Origin of the sequence: Pseudoalteromonas thalassia, from assembly GCF_049257215.1 — a bacterium.
Taxonomy (GTDB): domain Bacteria; phylum Pseudomonadota; class Gammaproteobacteria; order Enterobacterales; family Alteromonadaceae; genus Pseudoalteromonas; species Pseudoalteromonas lipolytica_C.
Genome location: NZ_JBMMUE010000003.1, coordinates 315,391 through 330,064, shown reverse-complemented (window position 1 = coordinate 330,064; position 14,674 = coordinate 315,391). Strand labels below are relative to the sequence as shown.

General features: G+C 38.9%; 11 protein-coding genes. All 11 read right to left on the bottom strand.

Annotation, left to right across the window (positions count from 1 at the left end):
* Positions 1 to 4: 4 nt before the first annotated feature.
* Complete coding sequence (locus AAEU31_RS06030; RefSeq protein ID WP_421966763.1) at positions 5 to 664, bottom strand: LysE family translocator; 660 nt, start codon at positions 662 to 664, stop codon at positions 5 to 7.
* Between the two features lie 201 nt (positions 665 to 865).
* Complete coding sequence (locus AAEU31_RS06025; RefSeq protein ID WP_421966762.1) at positions 866 to 1,639, bottom strand: class I SAM-dependent methyltransferase; 774 nt, start codon at positions 1,637 to 1,639, stop codon at positions 866 to 868.
* Positions 1,640 to 1,743: 104 nt separating this feature from the next.
* The gene (locus AAEU31_RS06020) at positions 1,744 to 2,316 is read right to left on the bottom strand and encodes an NAD(P)H-dependent oxidoreductase (RefSeq protein WP_135926810.1); all 573 of its coding nucleotides are present in this window, start codon (positions 2,314 to 2,316) and stop codon (positions 1,744 to 1,746) included.
* A gap of 182 nt (positions 2,317 to 2,498) precedes the next feature.
* The gene (locus AAEU31_RS06015) at positions 2,499 to 3,191 is read right to left on the bottom strand and encodes a DUF4336 domain-containing protein (RefSeq protein ID WP_421966761.1); all 693 of its coding nucleotides are present in this window, start codon (positions 3,189 to 3,191) and stop codon (positions 2,499 to 2,501) included.
* A gap of 309 nt (positions 3,192 to 3,500) precedes the next feature.
* Positions 3,501 to 3,842: a MerR family transcriptional regulator gene (locus AAEU31_RS06010; RefSeq protein WP_063527686.1), complete on the bottom strand. Its 342-nt coding sequence runs from the start codon at positions 3,840 to 3,842 to the stop codon at positions 3,501 to 3,503.
* A 68-nt stretch (positions 3,843 to 3,910) separates the two neighbouring features.
* Entirely contained in the window at positions 3,911 to 4,918 is a 1,008-nt protein-coding gene (locus tag AAEU31_RS06005; RefSeq protein WP_135926811.1) for a LacI family DNA-binding transcriptional regulator, read from the bottom strand.
* A gap of 34 nt (positions 4,919 to 4,952) precedes the next feature.
* Entirely contained in the window at positions 4,953 to 6,485 is a 1,533-nt protein-coding gene (locus AAEU31_RS06000) for an MFS transporter (RefSeq protein WP_421966760.1), read from the bottom strand.
* A gap of 13 nt (positions 6,486 to 6,498) precedes the next feature.
* Positions 6,499 to 7,827: a GH1 family beta-glucosidase gene (locus tag AAEU31_RS05995; protein ID WP_421966759.1), complete on the bottom strand. Its 1,329-nt coding sequence runs from the start codon at positions 7,825 to 7,827 to the stop codon at positions 6,499 to 6,501.
* Between the two features lie 494 nt (positions 7,828 to 8,321).
* A complete protein-coding gene (locus AAEU31_RS05990) occupies positions 8,322 to 9,809 on the bottom strand; it encodes a tryptophan halogenase family protein (RefSeq protein ID WP_421966758.1) in 1,488 nt (495 codons plus the stop codon).
* Positions 9,806 to 11,344 (bottom strand): tryptophan halogenase family protein, encoded by a 1,539-nt coding sequence (locus tag AAEU31_RS05985; RefSeq protein ID WP_138558235.1) that lies wholly within the window; start codon positions 11,342 to 11,344, stop codon positions 9,806 to 9,808. The genes AAEU31_RS05990 and AAEU31_RS05985 overlap by 4 nt, the downstream gene beginning before the upstream one ends.
* Positions 11,345 to 11,551: 207 nt before the next feature.
* The gene (locus AAEU31_RS05980) at positions 11,552 to 14,524 is read right to left on the bottom strand and encodes a TonB-dependent receptor (RefSeq protein ID WP_421966757.1); all 2,973 of its coding nucleotides are present in this window, start codon (positions 14,522 to 14,524) and stop codon (positions 11,552 to 11,554) included.
* Between the last annotated feature and the right edge of the window lie 150 nt (positions 14,525 to 14,674).

Below are 14,674 nucleotides of genomic sequence, written 5' to 3'. Positions count from 1 at the left end.
GTATTTATGGCTGTTTTGACCAAACTGATTTTAGAATGTTAAACCCTATCGCACCGAGAACGACACCTGTTACTTTATCAATATAAAATGCGGCTCTAATGAATTTTTGTCTGATAGTCGTTTTTGACAACATATAAATAATTGCCACATCCCAAAAAAAGACGACTAATGCCATCCATACTCCTAAAAGCACTTTAAAGCTAATGCTGACCTCAGGGGTTAGTGCAACAGTAAACAAGCTTAAATAAAATAATAAGTTTTTAGGGTTTAAAATACCTGAGAGAAACCCAGTTACAAACTCTTTGCAAAAGCATGATAATGAAAATTCAGTGGATGCCTTGGTATTTGTGGAGAAATTAGCATAGGCATTTTTAGGGGCTTTTAAGGCGTGATAGGCTATATACATCAAAAATAAGCCACCAATAACTTTGAGCGTTACCATCAAACCAATTGAGGTGGATAATATGGCACCAACTCCAATTAAGCATAAGGTAATATACACTGCATTAGCTGTTGCAATCCCAAGTGCTACACCAATCGCATTCTTTTGATTGCCTTTTAATGCACTTTTAACAACCAAAACAAAATCGGGCCCAGGACTTAGCAATGCAAGAAAGTGTGCAGCTGCAACCGAAACAAATATACTGATTAAATTAATATCCATAAATTCCTCAAAAAATAATAATACCAATCTGCAATACTTAATTATTTTAAGGGATAAAACGTGTCGCTAGCTGCGTTAAAGTTTCTTATTTAGAACCACTAAATAACGAAATTATTGCCGTGTTACTAGCGAGGTTTTATTGCCTCAGAGTAGATTGCTTAATTAAGTGAATTGCCATATTCAAAAATTAAATGGGTCAAATTAACATCCTTTTCTTGCTTTAATCGAAAACACTAAAGGAACTTGATGTCCTTTGTGAAGTAATTGGTAGCCTTTATCATGAACATACTCTAAGCCTTCAAAGCAGTCATAAGGGCTATATGGGTATTCGTCGAATGACTCTATCGTCAAACCAGCCTGAATGAGTGAGTTTATAATGTCACTAATTGAGTGACTCCAGGTTACTGTTTTTGACTTTGTACCATCACAATTTTCGGTGTATGTTCCTTCTTCTTCAATGGTAGGTTCAGAGTCATGAAAATAAGAGTAGCCATTTAATAACTCATTAAAAGAGTGAAATTCAACCAGACATAAAGTGCCGCCAGCTTGTAAAGAGTTAGCAATTACCTTAGCCCATCGATTTAAATCTTGTAACCAATTTAGAACACCATAAGAAGTGTAAACAATATCAAAAAGTTGCTGGTTGATAGCGTCAAAATCGTAAACATTACTTTCGATAAAAGTGGCTTCTAAATTTAAGTTTTGTTTGAGCTCATTGGCATACTCAATTGCAGTAGGCGACAAATCAACACCCGTTACACACGCGCCAAGCCTTGCCCAAGAGAGCGTGTCTTGACCAAAATGACACTGTAAGTGCAATAGCGATTTATCTTTCACATCTGGGAGTAGGGCAAGCTCGATGGGGTTGAGGGAGTTTCTCCCATTTTTAAACATTGGTATATTATAAAAACTAGACTGGGTATGAAGATCAGTTCTTTTATTCCATGTATCTCTATTTACTTTAATATAATCCATATGCGTCCTATCCAGCTAACTTCTAATTAAGCACTGCTCAATCATTACAGCAATGCCTAATAGAAATAATAATATATTATATTTTACACAAAAAACATAAGCCTTTAGTCACATTGAGAACCCAGTTCTCCCACAGTAGTCTGCCAGTCCGATCTTTGCCTGTCACTTGATAAGATAACTGAACCAAATAAGTTAACTTTTGGCGGTGCAAAACCGCAAAACTCAAGCGTGTGTCGACCCAACTGCTCTAAAATAGGCTGTGCTAATTGATCTATTAGCTCCTTTGGGGTGTCCATGGTTAGGATAAGTCTTGCAGTTTTGCCGGTTAAAAGTGGTGTTGGAAGTAAACTATTTTGTTCAAACGTAAAGGTAACCCCAGGCAATAAAACGCGATCAAACAGCCCTTTTAATTTAGCGGGTAGGCTACCCCACCAAACCGGCGAAATAAGCACGAGATGATCGGCCCAAAGGAGTGCATTTGTAAATGCTTCTAAGCATGACTCTAACGGCTGTACCTGATCATAACCAAAGCTGAGATCTGGGTTAAAGTCCATTTCAGACAGTCTAAAAGTACGTATATTTGCCGTTTCTTTAGCAGTGCATTCATATGCATCCACTAAAGAGTCAGCAAAGCTATTGGGTTTTGGGTTTCCGTTTAAAATGAGTATGTTTTTCACAATCAAGACCTTTGTGTTAGGAAATAATTGCTACTCTAAAGCCTCCCCTTAACGGGAGAGTCAATCACTATCTGAAAAAATTTTGAAATTTTGTTCAGTCAACGTTCCGATGAAATTTCCGTAAGTGCAGTTACTAAACTGATATAGACGCTTTTATAAAGTGGTCAACAGGTGCAATATAGTTAGGTTTTATTAAGCCAACTAAACGACTCACGTAAAAACCCCATGGCGTGGTGTTTTATTAATTCTCCATGAGCCATAACGATAACTTCCGGCTCCCAAGCCAATATTTTTTCAAAATGCTGTCTAGCTTGAGGCTTTTTAAACATAAAGCTGAGGCGCCAATCTATCGGTGTTTTTCCGTTAGGAGCTAAGATCCCCGCACCTTTTGCGAGCCATTTTTGCCAAGCCTTAAAGTTGTCACCAGAAAAGTTCTCAATCAGATCAGTCACAATCAATGTTTTTGAGTTGTTATGGAAAAACACACACTCTTCCATAAAGGGTGAGCCTGTAAATAACTCTTGGAAAATATCTGCCTGCCACTGCCAGTCCAAGTCGTCATTAAGGGATGCATCAAAAGAGATATCATTGCGCTTTTTTATGACCTCACTAGTGCCATAAGTTTTAGCATCGGGATATGCTGCAATCCATTGTGGTAAAAACAAGTGATGTAAGTGATTAGGAGCTATAAGGTATTTAACCGACCCTAACTGGTCTATTTGGCTCTTTAAGGCATCGCTCAGGTGGATAGGACTGTGTACCCATAGATCACCATTCGCGAGTTTAATAACAGTCATGCGGGTTGTAAAAGGTAAAAAAAAGAACGTTACTGCTTCACCATCAAAAATCCAAATGTCGGTTGCTAACTTTTCCATGATCTTCCTTAATTAATTCGTAAGAACGCTTAATTATTTTCAGTGATTAAGCCTGTCGCTACCTGCATTAATGATTTCTTATTTAGAACAACTAACTCAGTAATCTTTGCCCCGTTATCAACGAGATTTAATTTGTCTAAATTGCTACCTAATAGAGCGAATTGGTATGAAATCGAAGTTATTAAAGGCCCAATTTTTGAAAATATAAAAACGACTTTATTGAAAGCACACTGTGTATGCTATCTAGCTTGATTAAATCAATAACCTACAGCGATTATAAACTCTCCACTTAAGGGGAAAGTCAACTAACTATTTGATGTTAATAAGGCCAACACATGAATCAATATGGGCGATTTTTTGTTTTGTCTGCTCAATTTGTGTTTGCAAACGACTCTTAAGATGCAACAAAAATTCTCTAATCTCGGCCCAGTTTGCTTGCCCGTTTTCATACTTTATAAAGCCCTTCAACTCAGCGAGTGTAACCCCCAGTAATTTTGCTTCTGAGATTAGCTTTAATACCTCTATGTGTTCATTTGTATAAACACGGTACTTTCCTTGACGTTGAGGGGTTGTTATGAGGCCTTTTTCTTCGTAAAAGCGAATTGTTTTAACGGATAAATTGGTTTTTTTGGCTACTTCACCGATAAACACCTGCTTCTCCATTTCTATAGCAATTTTGTTCGTTACTTTTTAACAAGCGATATCGTATTCGCTTTTTATTAAGATCTGGTTAAACGTGTTGTTGAATCGCGGATCAACAAGTTTGGCGTAAATATATGCTCAATATTAGCGCGATTTTGTTTATACACCTGTTTTAACACTAAGTTCGCGGCCATAATACCCATTTTTTCGACAGGGTTATCAACGGTCGTCAAAGTTGGATATAAATAATTTGTGAAATGAACATTATCAAAGCCGATGATTGCCAGATCTTTGGGAAGATCAAGCTTGTGCTCTCTTGCACATTTCATTACGCCCGAGGCCATTTCATCATTTGCACATACAACAGCTGTAAATTCTTTATTGATGTTGAAGAAATGCTGTAAGCCTTTGTATCCGCCAGTTTCTTTAAAGTCACCCACGAAAAGAGACTGCTCGTCAAATGCAATACCATATTCTTTTAGCGCTTTTTTGTGGCCTTCAAGTCGGTTATAAGCATCTGGCTTGAATAAAGGGCCTGCTATGTAATTAATCTGTTTATGGCCTTGCTCAAGTAAGTGCTTAGTCGCTAAATAGCCACCCATTACGTTATCAAGGCTAATGCAGTTTTCTTTCATTTGATCTACATAGCGACTGATTAGATAGATTGGGGTTTTACCTTTATTTAATTTTACTAAATATTCATCACTTACGGCTTCAACGTGGGCGATGATCGCATCACAGTTACGAGAAATTAAAAATTCTAAGCCACTTTTTTCTTTGTCTTCTTCACTGTGTCCAGGCGTAATAATGACATGTTTACCAGCTGCCCTTAATTGAGCTTCAATAGCAGACATCATTTCACCAAAAAATGCACCGTCTAGTTCAGAGACTAAAATCCCCACACTATTGGTGCAATTTGAAGCAAGAGAGCGCGCTATCGAATTTGGTTTGTAACCTAGCTGCTCCATCGCATCGAGGACTTTTTGTTTGGTTTTTTTGCTGACGTAATCATTTTCATTTAACACCCGAGATACGGTTGATAAAGAAACGCCAGCGAGCTCTGATACCTGATAAATAGTTGCCATAATTACTGTTTGATATAAACCTTAACTGTTTAATTTACAGACTTGCACGCCTAATTGCCAAGTCTTCTGTTATTTTTTCTGTCATTTCAGATGTTAATGGATAAAAGGCCATCAGTGCTGCGGCTATTAGAGCAAACGCTGCTGGTAGCCAACTCATTAGTAGTATCATGCCATCGAGTGAGTGTGCAATGGTGGTTTCGTCCATTCCGTCATAGCCATAACTTGCAAGTACAACAAGCACTAAGGCTCCGGCAAATCCACCCCCCGTTTTTTGCACGAAAGTTCCTGCTGAGTATATGAGGCCAGTGGCACGGCGTTTATTTTTCCACTCAGAATAGTCAGCACTATCCCCAAGCATCGTAAAAAACAGGGTAGGCATCATGGCTGCGAAGAATTCAGACAGACAACCCATAACAAAGATCAGGCTGAGGTTATCATTTGGCAGCCAAAAGAAACAAACAGTAAAGAAGGCACTTAGTAATAATGAAGCGATAAACAAAGTACGTTTACCCAGAATCTCAGCTAATTTTCCTGTACTTAACGCGCCGAAAATTGAGACGATTAATAAAGCAATAAAATATTGGCCAGTTAAAAGCTCATTACCTACGTAGTATTTAAAATAATAAGCAATGACACCATATTTAATGCCATTAAACATCATTGTTAAAAAGCCCATACCTAATAAGATCAGCCATGGTTTATTTGTAAGTAAATCAACCATATCTCGTTGAGTGCCACTTAGCTTACTATGATCGCTTGCAAGTAAGCGACGAATTACGACAGTCATAAAAATCATTGTTGCCGCAAAAAACAAACCGGAGTAGAGCTCGCGATAATAGAAAAATAATGTGATCGCCAATAAAGGAAGAATGATAAAAGGTAAGCTTTTACTTAAATCAGTTAGCTCAGTTTTTAGTGAAACTTGCGTGTTTGTTGCAGGTTGAACGCGCTCCTTTGTACTTACAAACGTGATTAACATGAGTACAGTGAGTAAGGCTGCAAATACATACATAGTGTATTGGTAACCTTGTGCGCTATTTCCTTGCCCAAAGTATGCGACTAAATCAGGTAAAAAGCCCATAACTAATAAGCCACCTGCAAATGCTCCGGCAAAGCGAAAGCCAGACAGTTTAGTTCGCTCTAGGTCATCACCAGTCATAACCCCCATTAAAGCAGAGTAGGGTACGTTACTTACCGTATAAGCTAGAGTGAGCCCTATATAAGTGAAATAAGCATAAAATAGCTTAGCTGCTGGGCTTATGTCAGGTGTTGTGAAGCACAACACCATAAACAAGGCTAGAAAAGGAGTTGACCACAATATCCAAGGACGAAATTTACCGAAACGTGTTTGCGTTCTATCTGCAATCATCCCCATTATTATATCTGTCACGCCATCTGATAAGCGCACAACTAAAAAAAGTAACGCAGCAGCGGCGGCAGAAATACCAAATGTGTCTGTATAAAAAACGGCTAAATAGGCCAAAGCACCACGCCAAACTAAATTAGCGCCGGCATCGCCCATCGCGTAGCCTATTTTTTCGTAGATGGGAAGTGTGTGTTTTATCATTATTGTTGTCTTATTATCGGCGCGTGATTAACTGACTATATGCTTTACCACTTAGCTTTACTGTTCGTACTTGTGTATCGTAATCAACATGAACAATTCCGAAGCGTTTTGAATAACCTTCTGCCCACTCGAAATTATCCATTAAGCTCCATGCAAAGTAGCCAGCCATGTTTACGCCTTGTAGTATTGCGTCATTCACAGCATTTAGGTGTGCATTATAATAGTCAACACGGTCTTGATCGTTTACCTCTCCATCTACCATTTTGTCAGCCATCGCAGCGCCATTTTCAGTGATATAGATCGGCGGTAACTCATATTTTTCATGCAAAGAGACTAATAACTCAGTCAATGCTGGTGGATATATCTCCCAGCCGATATCTGTCATTGGCGCTTGATGAGGCAGTTCATGATAATAATCAGTGTCACTTGCTTCATAACGTAATCGGGTATAAAAGTTAACGCCCAAGAAGTCTAATGGTTGGCAAATAATCTCCATATCGCCAGCTAGAATGTCAGGTCTATGAGCGGCTGGCAACTGTTCGATAATGTCAGGGTAAGCTCCTTGCATTACTGGTTTCATATACCATTGGTTTATGTAGTCATCAGCAAAAGCTGTTGCAGCTAAATCGGCTTCGCTAGACGATACAGGATAACAAGGAGTAAAGTTAAGTACGATACCGTTAAGTGACTCTGGGCTATTTTTATTTAGTACTTTCATAGCTAAGCCATGTGCAAGCAGCAAGTGGTGAGCAGCTTTACGTCCAAATTCCCGGCCTTTGATCCCTGGCGCATGAACACCAATTTCATAGCCTAAATAAGAGCTGCAGAAAGGTTCATTCAAGGTCGCGTATGAATAGACTTTTCCTGATAATGCCTGACTTACTAGGTCTACATAATGCGCAAATTCGTAAGCAGTTTCGCGATTTAACCAGCCGCCTTTATCCTCTAAATGCTGTGGTAAATCCCAGTGATATAAAGTGACGAATGCTTTAATATTTCGACGCATTAACTCGTCTAAAATATTAATGTAAAAGTTAATACCTTCTTGATTTAAAGTGCCATCTAATTTTATGACTCTTGGCCATGAAATAGAAAGACGGTAAGCATCTACACCCAAAGAGTCGATTAGTTCAATATCGCCTTTCCATTTTTTAACATGCTCGCAAGCGAAATTACCATTTGAGTTATCAGCGATTTTTCCTGGAGTCGCGCAAAAGGTGTCCCAAATACATGGAAGGCGCTTATCGGCAGCTCCTTCTATTTGAAACGAAGCTGTCGCAACGCCATAGATAAAGTCTTTGCTAAGCATTGTTGAGTTTTTTGGTAACGTGAGCTGAGTCATGAAATGAAACCTTTGGTAAACAAGAGCAAGTAAATCTTGCGGCTAAATTTAAAATTTTATGGTAGCGCTTCCATAAAATTACCGTAATAACCCATAAAGGTGTTTGGTGTTTTGTGGTAGCGCTTCCATATTTAGGTTAGAGGCTAATCTGCAAACGGTCAACCGTTTATTTTATTTAGCCCTAAATATACAGTGAAAATCTGCTTTATCTTTTAATAATTAATAGGTTAATGGTTTATTACTTTTATAACTTTAGCGCTAATTCAAGAGCTAATAACGACGTAACTAAGCTAGGTGCTGTATTATGTTGCTAGCTTTAACTTTTTACAGCCAGTACGCTCAGCTCTTCAATAGTTAGGAAAGTTTAACGCTTATAAGTATCGTCAAAAGAGACATCATTTAGCTTGCAATTAAGGTAAAGCCGACATTTTTGATGTGGCTTTACAGTTTGTTTAATTATAAATATTTTGGCAATAGTAATGCCTTTTTTAGACTTAAGTATCTACAGGGCAGTATTGTTCAATAAACGCTTTATGTGTCGGTAATTGTTGTAAGCGTTGCGCTATTTGCTGTTTGATCCCCTGCATAAATCGGCATAACTCTTGATCATTCATTAAAGAAGCTACGTGATGGTATTGCTCTGGCATTATGCCTTGCCCAAGCATGACTTGCACCCAAGAGTCGACGCGGAAAATATCACCATCATCTAAGAAAACTCTTCCAGTCTCTTTAAACAATGCGACTTTATGGGCAAGTGACTTAGGTGTTTCCATTGTTTTACAATGCTGCCAAAATTCACTGTCATCCCTATCGGTGACTTTGTAATGCAAAACAATAAAGTCACGAATACTTTCAAGCTCTGACTGTAATTGTTTATTGTATTCATCAATAGCGTGCTGGGTTATGCCTGTAAAAGGAAATAATCGCATAAAGCGAATAATCCCAGTCATGATGAGGTGGATACTGGTTGATTCAAGAGGCTCTAAAAAACCACTGGCAAGACCCAGCGCTAAACAGTTTTTGTTCCAACCCTTGCGTCGTCGGCCAGTTTTAAATTTGATAATTTTTGGCTCGGTGAGAGTTTCACTGCTTAGATTATTTAATAATAACTGAGTTGCATCATGGTCCGATAAATAACGGCTACAATAGACTAAGCCATTGCCAACTCTATTTTGTAAAGGAATTTGCCATTGCCAACCTGATTGATGAGCAATGGATCGCGTGTAAGGAGCGATTTCGGGTGTCCCTTTCGTTTGAACTGCTACCGCACTATCGCAAGGTAATAGATGTGACCAGTCTTCATAACCAGTATGTAAGGCTTGCTCTATTAGTAAACCTTTAAAACCAGTGCAATCAATAAAGAAGTCACCCGTTACCTCTGTGCCGTCATCGAGCAATAAACTCTTTATAAAGCCATTATCAGCATTCTTATTTACTCGTTCAATTTTGCCCTCAAAGCGTTTTACACCTAGATTTTCTGCAAACTCTCGTAAGAATGCCGCATAACGGCTAGCATCCATATGAAATGCATAATTAATTGGGTTATGAGGGCTAATACCAAATTTACCCTGTTTAGCTGCTTGTAATTCATAGCAGTAATCTCCAAAGTCGTCTTTATTCCCCATTTTTTTTGCATGTAACCAAAAATGATGAAACTCGCCAGCCCAACATTCTTTACCTGTCATACCAAAAGAGTGAATATAGTCACTTTGTGGCTTGTGCCAGTTCTCGAAGCTGATCCCCAATTTAAAGGTTGCTTGGGTGGCTTTCATAAAAAGTTTTTCATCAATACCTAGTAATTTATGAAAGGTACGAATAGGTGGGATGGTTGCTTCGCCAACACCTACGGTGCCAATGTCGTCCGATTCAACTAAGCTGACTTTGATATCTTTATTTAGTAATTTGGCTAACGCAGCTGCGGTCATCCAACCGGCAGTTCCGCCGCCAGCTATGATCACCTGTTTAATTGATTGTTGTCTCATGTTGCCACCTTACTCCCTTGTAATTGTTCTAATAACAGTCGATTAGTGGGTAATTTTTGTAAGTATTGTGCAATCTTGTTGCGGTTGAGTTGGTATAGTTGTTCTGCTTTGTGGCACTTTTGGCCATCAAGTTTTGTGGTTAGACTGGTTTCAAACCCCATACCGTACAGCACATATTGATAACTTGCAGAAGAAAAGATTTCTTCATTTTCGACCAAATCAAATCGGCTGGGTGCTTGATACTGCCACAGTGTTAACAAGTTCTGTAATTCAAGTGGGATACTATTAGGGTTGCGGTTAGCATGCCAATAACCATTATCATCACGATTACTCAATACATAATGAAGTTTTAGGAAGTTAATGACTTGCTCCCAGCGGTATTTAAAACGTTTATTAAACCGGGTACTCAATAGCTGCATGTGATCTTGGTCTACAGGCATCTGCTCACTTAGCATACTGATACTAAGTTCAACCATGGCTAACGCAGATGCCTCTAATGGTTCTATAAATCCTTGTGACATGCCAATCGCGACACAGTTTTTATGCCAAAATATTTCTCTGTAACCCGGGGTAAAACGAAGTGTTCGTGTTTCAATTGTGTCTGCTTGTTGAGTGCCTATCGTTTGTGCCGCGTAACTTTTTAGTGTTTCTATTGCGCTTGCTTCGTCACAATATTTATCGCTAAATGTATAGCCAATTCCGCGTCTGGTTGGTAAACCTATATCCCAAATCCAACCTGCGGATTGTGCAGTTGATAATGTCGCAGAGGCAATATTTTGAGATTGGCTTTCGTATGGTATTTGGGCTGCTACTGCTGTGTTATTAAATAGAATGTGGCTTTGATCTAAAAACGGGATTTGATAATGCTTGGCGATTAATAGCCCTTGACTACCTGAACAGTCAATAAATAAGTCACCTGTTATCGCTCCATTATGCTGTGTGCTGACACTTTTAATGTAGCCTTGCTCATCGTTATTTGCACAAATCACATTATCAACAATATGTTTTACGTTAAGCGTATTTACACAATGTTGTGTTAAAAAGCGTGCAAATTTATGAGCGTCTAAATGATAGCCGTAATTTGTAACACCAGCATACTGTGGTGTATTAATCTGTTTTGGCGCTAGTGCTGCTTGGCAAATAAAGCTTTGCATATTCATAGCATCAGCATATTTTTGCTGAGAAAATAATTGCTTCCAAGCAGCATGAACATCATATTCATAGTAGCCTTCAGGAATCATAAAAGGGTGATAGTAGTTATCTCCTTGCTGTTCCCCTCGCCAATTGATGAACTTTGAACCTTGTTTAAAGGACGCATCACATTGACGTAAAAAGTCAGTTTCTTTGACCCCAATTCGCTGTAATGTATTTCGCATTGACGGCCATGTGCCTTCACCAACACCAGAAATACCAATATCAGCAGATTCAATGAGAGTGATATGAAGATGTGGATGTTCTTTGGCTAGTAATCCGGCTGTAAGCCACCCCGCAGCGCCACCGCCAATGATCACAATATTATTAATTATTTTGCTCATATGCTTACTTTAAATATAAAGCCGCTTCAATAGGAGCGGCTTTTTATCAATTCACGCTAATCGTGAACTTTTAGGGATCTAAATTGACGCTATTAGCGTTAAAAATATCTAATTAAGAATAACTAAATAATAACGCCTTTCTATCCCCAAGAGCCCACATATTATGTAAATTGCTATTAGACCGTATACTCTTGCTTCAGCAATAGCTTAGAAGTTATAACGTACACCTAAATTGTAGCGAGCACCATTTTTGTCTAAATTCCATAACTGCGCTTTGTATCGTCCATGTTGGCGGTTGTCTTGCTCTGTAATGTTAATTCCCTCTAAAAAGAAAGAGAGTTTCTCACTATAGTTATAAGCTACATTAAAATCGACCTGGTAATACTCTTCAGTAAATGCAGGTTCATTTACATAGCGAGCTGCATTGTTTAAGAATTTATCACGCCAGTTATAGGCTATACGAGCTTGAAACTTATCATTTTCGTACATTGCAATTAAGTTAGCTGTGTCACTTAAACCTACTAATGCAAACTGCGTTGTCGTAGGATCTGCTTCGACATTAAAGTCAACATCGCCATTTACAATCGTGTAGTTTGCTTGAATACCAAAGCCCGAATCACCAAAGAAATGTTGAATAGCAAATTCATATCCGTCAATTTTTGCATCTTTATTGTTAGTAGGAACTTGAGCTGTAAATTCCATTAGTGGATCATCGCTGTTAGGCAAGATATCGTAGGCTGCTTCAAATTCTTCATAAGTCATTGAATCAAATGCAACTCCATTTTCCATAGCCGCAACCATTTGGAATAGGTTTGAGTCAGTAACGGCAAGACCTCTAGCCTCTAGTTCAGCTTTTGCTGCTTGAGCGCGGGGACCTGCTGAAACATCTCGTAAGTCATAGTAATTTTGAGTCATTGGTGTTAAACCAATAAAATTATCAACTTTTTTATTGTAATAACCGACAGAAACATAACTAACATCGCTGTAGTACCACTCAGCTGAAACATCGATATTATCTGATTCAAGCGGTACTAAGCCTGGGTTACCGGTTGAAGCTGGTGCATTAGTGGTACCTGGAATTAAACTTGGCCCCGTTGGTACTCCAACCGTTGCTGCAGAGCTTAAATTATCATAAGTAGGTCGTGCGATTGTGGTGCTATATGAAGCACGAATTTTTACATCATCAACCACGTTAATATCAAAATCGATACTAGGTAGGAAGTGATTATAATCAGAGCTTAGAGAGTAATCTTGTTTGTCAGTGCCATATCGCACATTAAAATCGTTATTACCTTCCCAAGCGACTGCATTTGGTAAGTCAATATTTGCTGTTGATGTGATATCTGTGGTTTCGTAACGAGCACCAACTAAGAGGTTAAATGGCATATCACCAATTTCACCTTGATGCTTATATTGTACAAATGCCGCTTGAATATCTTCTTTAATAGTGCGATTTGTTGCAAATGCGCCATCTGCAGCAAAATTAAACCCGTATTGGCTTGCTGCCCAATAACCAATTTCTGACGCGCTGCCAGTGAAACCTTGATCAAATGAACCTGAGGTATTGTAGCCGTCTAATTCACTTAAGAAATTTGTCGGGTCAAGGTAGCCATCAGGTAACTCACCAGGGTTTTCGATACCCCAGTTACCCATCGTATTACGAGTAAGTGACTGCAATGAGTGACTTTCCATTGAGCGTGACTCAATACCAAAGTCTATTACCCCTGACTCAATTTCATATTTACCAAGTAATCGGAATTCATCAACCGTTGATTCTTGGCGTGCAAAGTTAGAATCAAGTATAGAAGTACCAACATCATCTTGGTCTAACACTCCATTACAGTTTAAATTAGCACGACTACAATCATCAAAATCAATCACCATAGAGGGTAAATCACGACTAAAATCGACTTCTTGAGAAGCGACAATATTCGCTCCTAACCCTGCATTTACCCAGCTGCCATAAGGCGCATCGGGCTCACTCGTTGCTTTTGAACTATGCGCATCAAATACAAAACTGAGTTGGTCATTTACAAAGTACTCAAGATTAAGACCAATAGAGTCATTTTTATTAAGTTGATTGAGCTCTTGTAACGCTAAGCCTAGATCACGCGTTGATAGATCGCGGCGTTCTTCTTTATAGTAGATTGGTGTTTTAACCGCATTGTCATCAAAGATTAAGTGCGTTTTATAGTTATCCATCCAGATTGACTGCTCAGCACGTGACTCGAATAACTCTTGTTGAGAGTAGGTGTAATCAAGTGTTGCGGTAAGTGACTCTACAGGACTATATTGCAGTGTTAGCTGCGCGTTTGTTCGAGTGCGTTCACGATCGGCGATTGTGTAACGAAGATCGGAAGGCATTGAATAATATTGCCCCATTGCAGGTGCATTTTCGATGATGATGTCATCTGCAGATTGAGGAATTGTGCCGTCGTATGCAGTCGTTCTCCATTCGTTAACAAAAGCACCTGCTGCCGAACTATCACGTTTTTGAACGCTTGCAGTAAGTGATACACCAAACTTTGCTTCTTCGTCAGTCCAACTAAAGATACCTGAGATTTCTGGTGTAATATCATCGCCGACACGATTAGTTGTATCGTGCATAGCTTTTACACCAACATTGGTAATTAAACCTGGATTGTCTAGAGGGCGGGCAGTATTAATGTTTATTGTGGCCCCAATACCACCTGATGCAATATTCGCTTTTCCGGTTTTATAGACTTCAACTGACTTAACACTTTCTGATGCCAAATTAGCAAAATCATATGCACGAGAATTTGGAGAGCCACCGCCAGCAGGAAGTGAGGCTGCTGGCATAGTACGCCCATTTAAAGTCACCATATTATAATCTGGACCAAAACCACGTACTGTTACTTTTGAGCCTTCACCATTACTACGGTCTATCGATACACCTGTAATACGTTGCAAAGATTCTGCTAGGTTAGTATCTGGGAATTTACCTATATCTTCTGATGAAATAGCATCAACAACACCTGAAGAGTAGCGCTTTAATTGGGTTGATTCTTTAATACTTCCTTTAAATCCTGTTACTTGAATGACTTCAATGTCATCGTTGTGTTCAGACTGCTCTGCATAGGCAGAAAAGCAGGTGCTAGCACCTAAAAGCAAAGATAAGCTAGAAGCTAACTTTGTTCTTTTGAAGTTATGGCTTGGCATCAGGTTTCCCTCATTTTTATCATTGTTATTCATGCAATTAGGGCATGATATTGTTGTCGAAAATAGATTATTAAATGCATATGGAAGCGCTACCATAAAGAGGTTGAAAATCGCCCTTATGAAAGCGCTTCCAGAAGAGGGTAGTGTGAT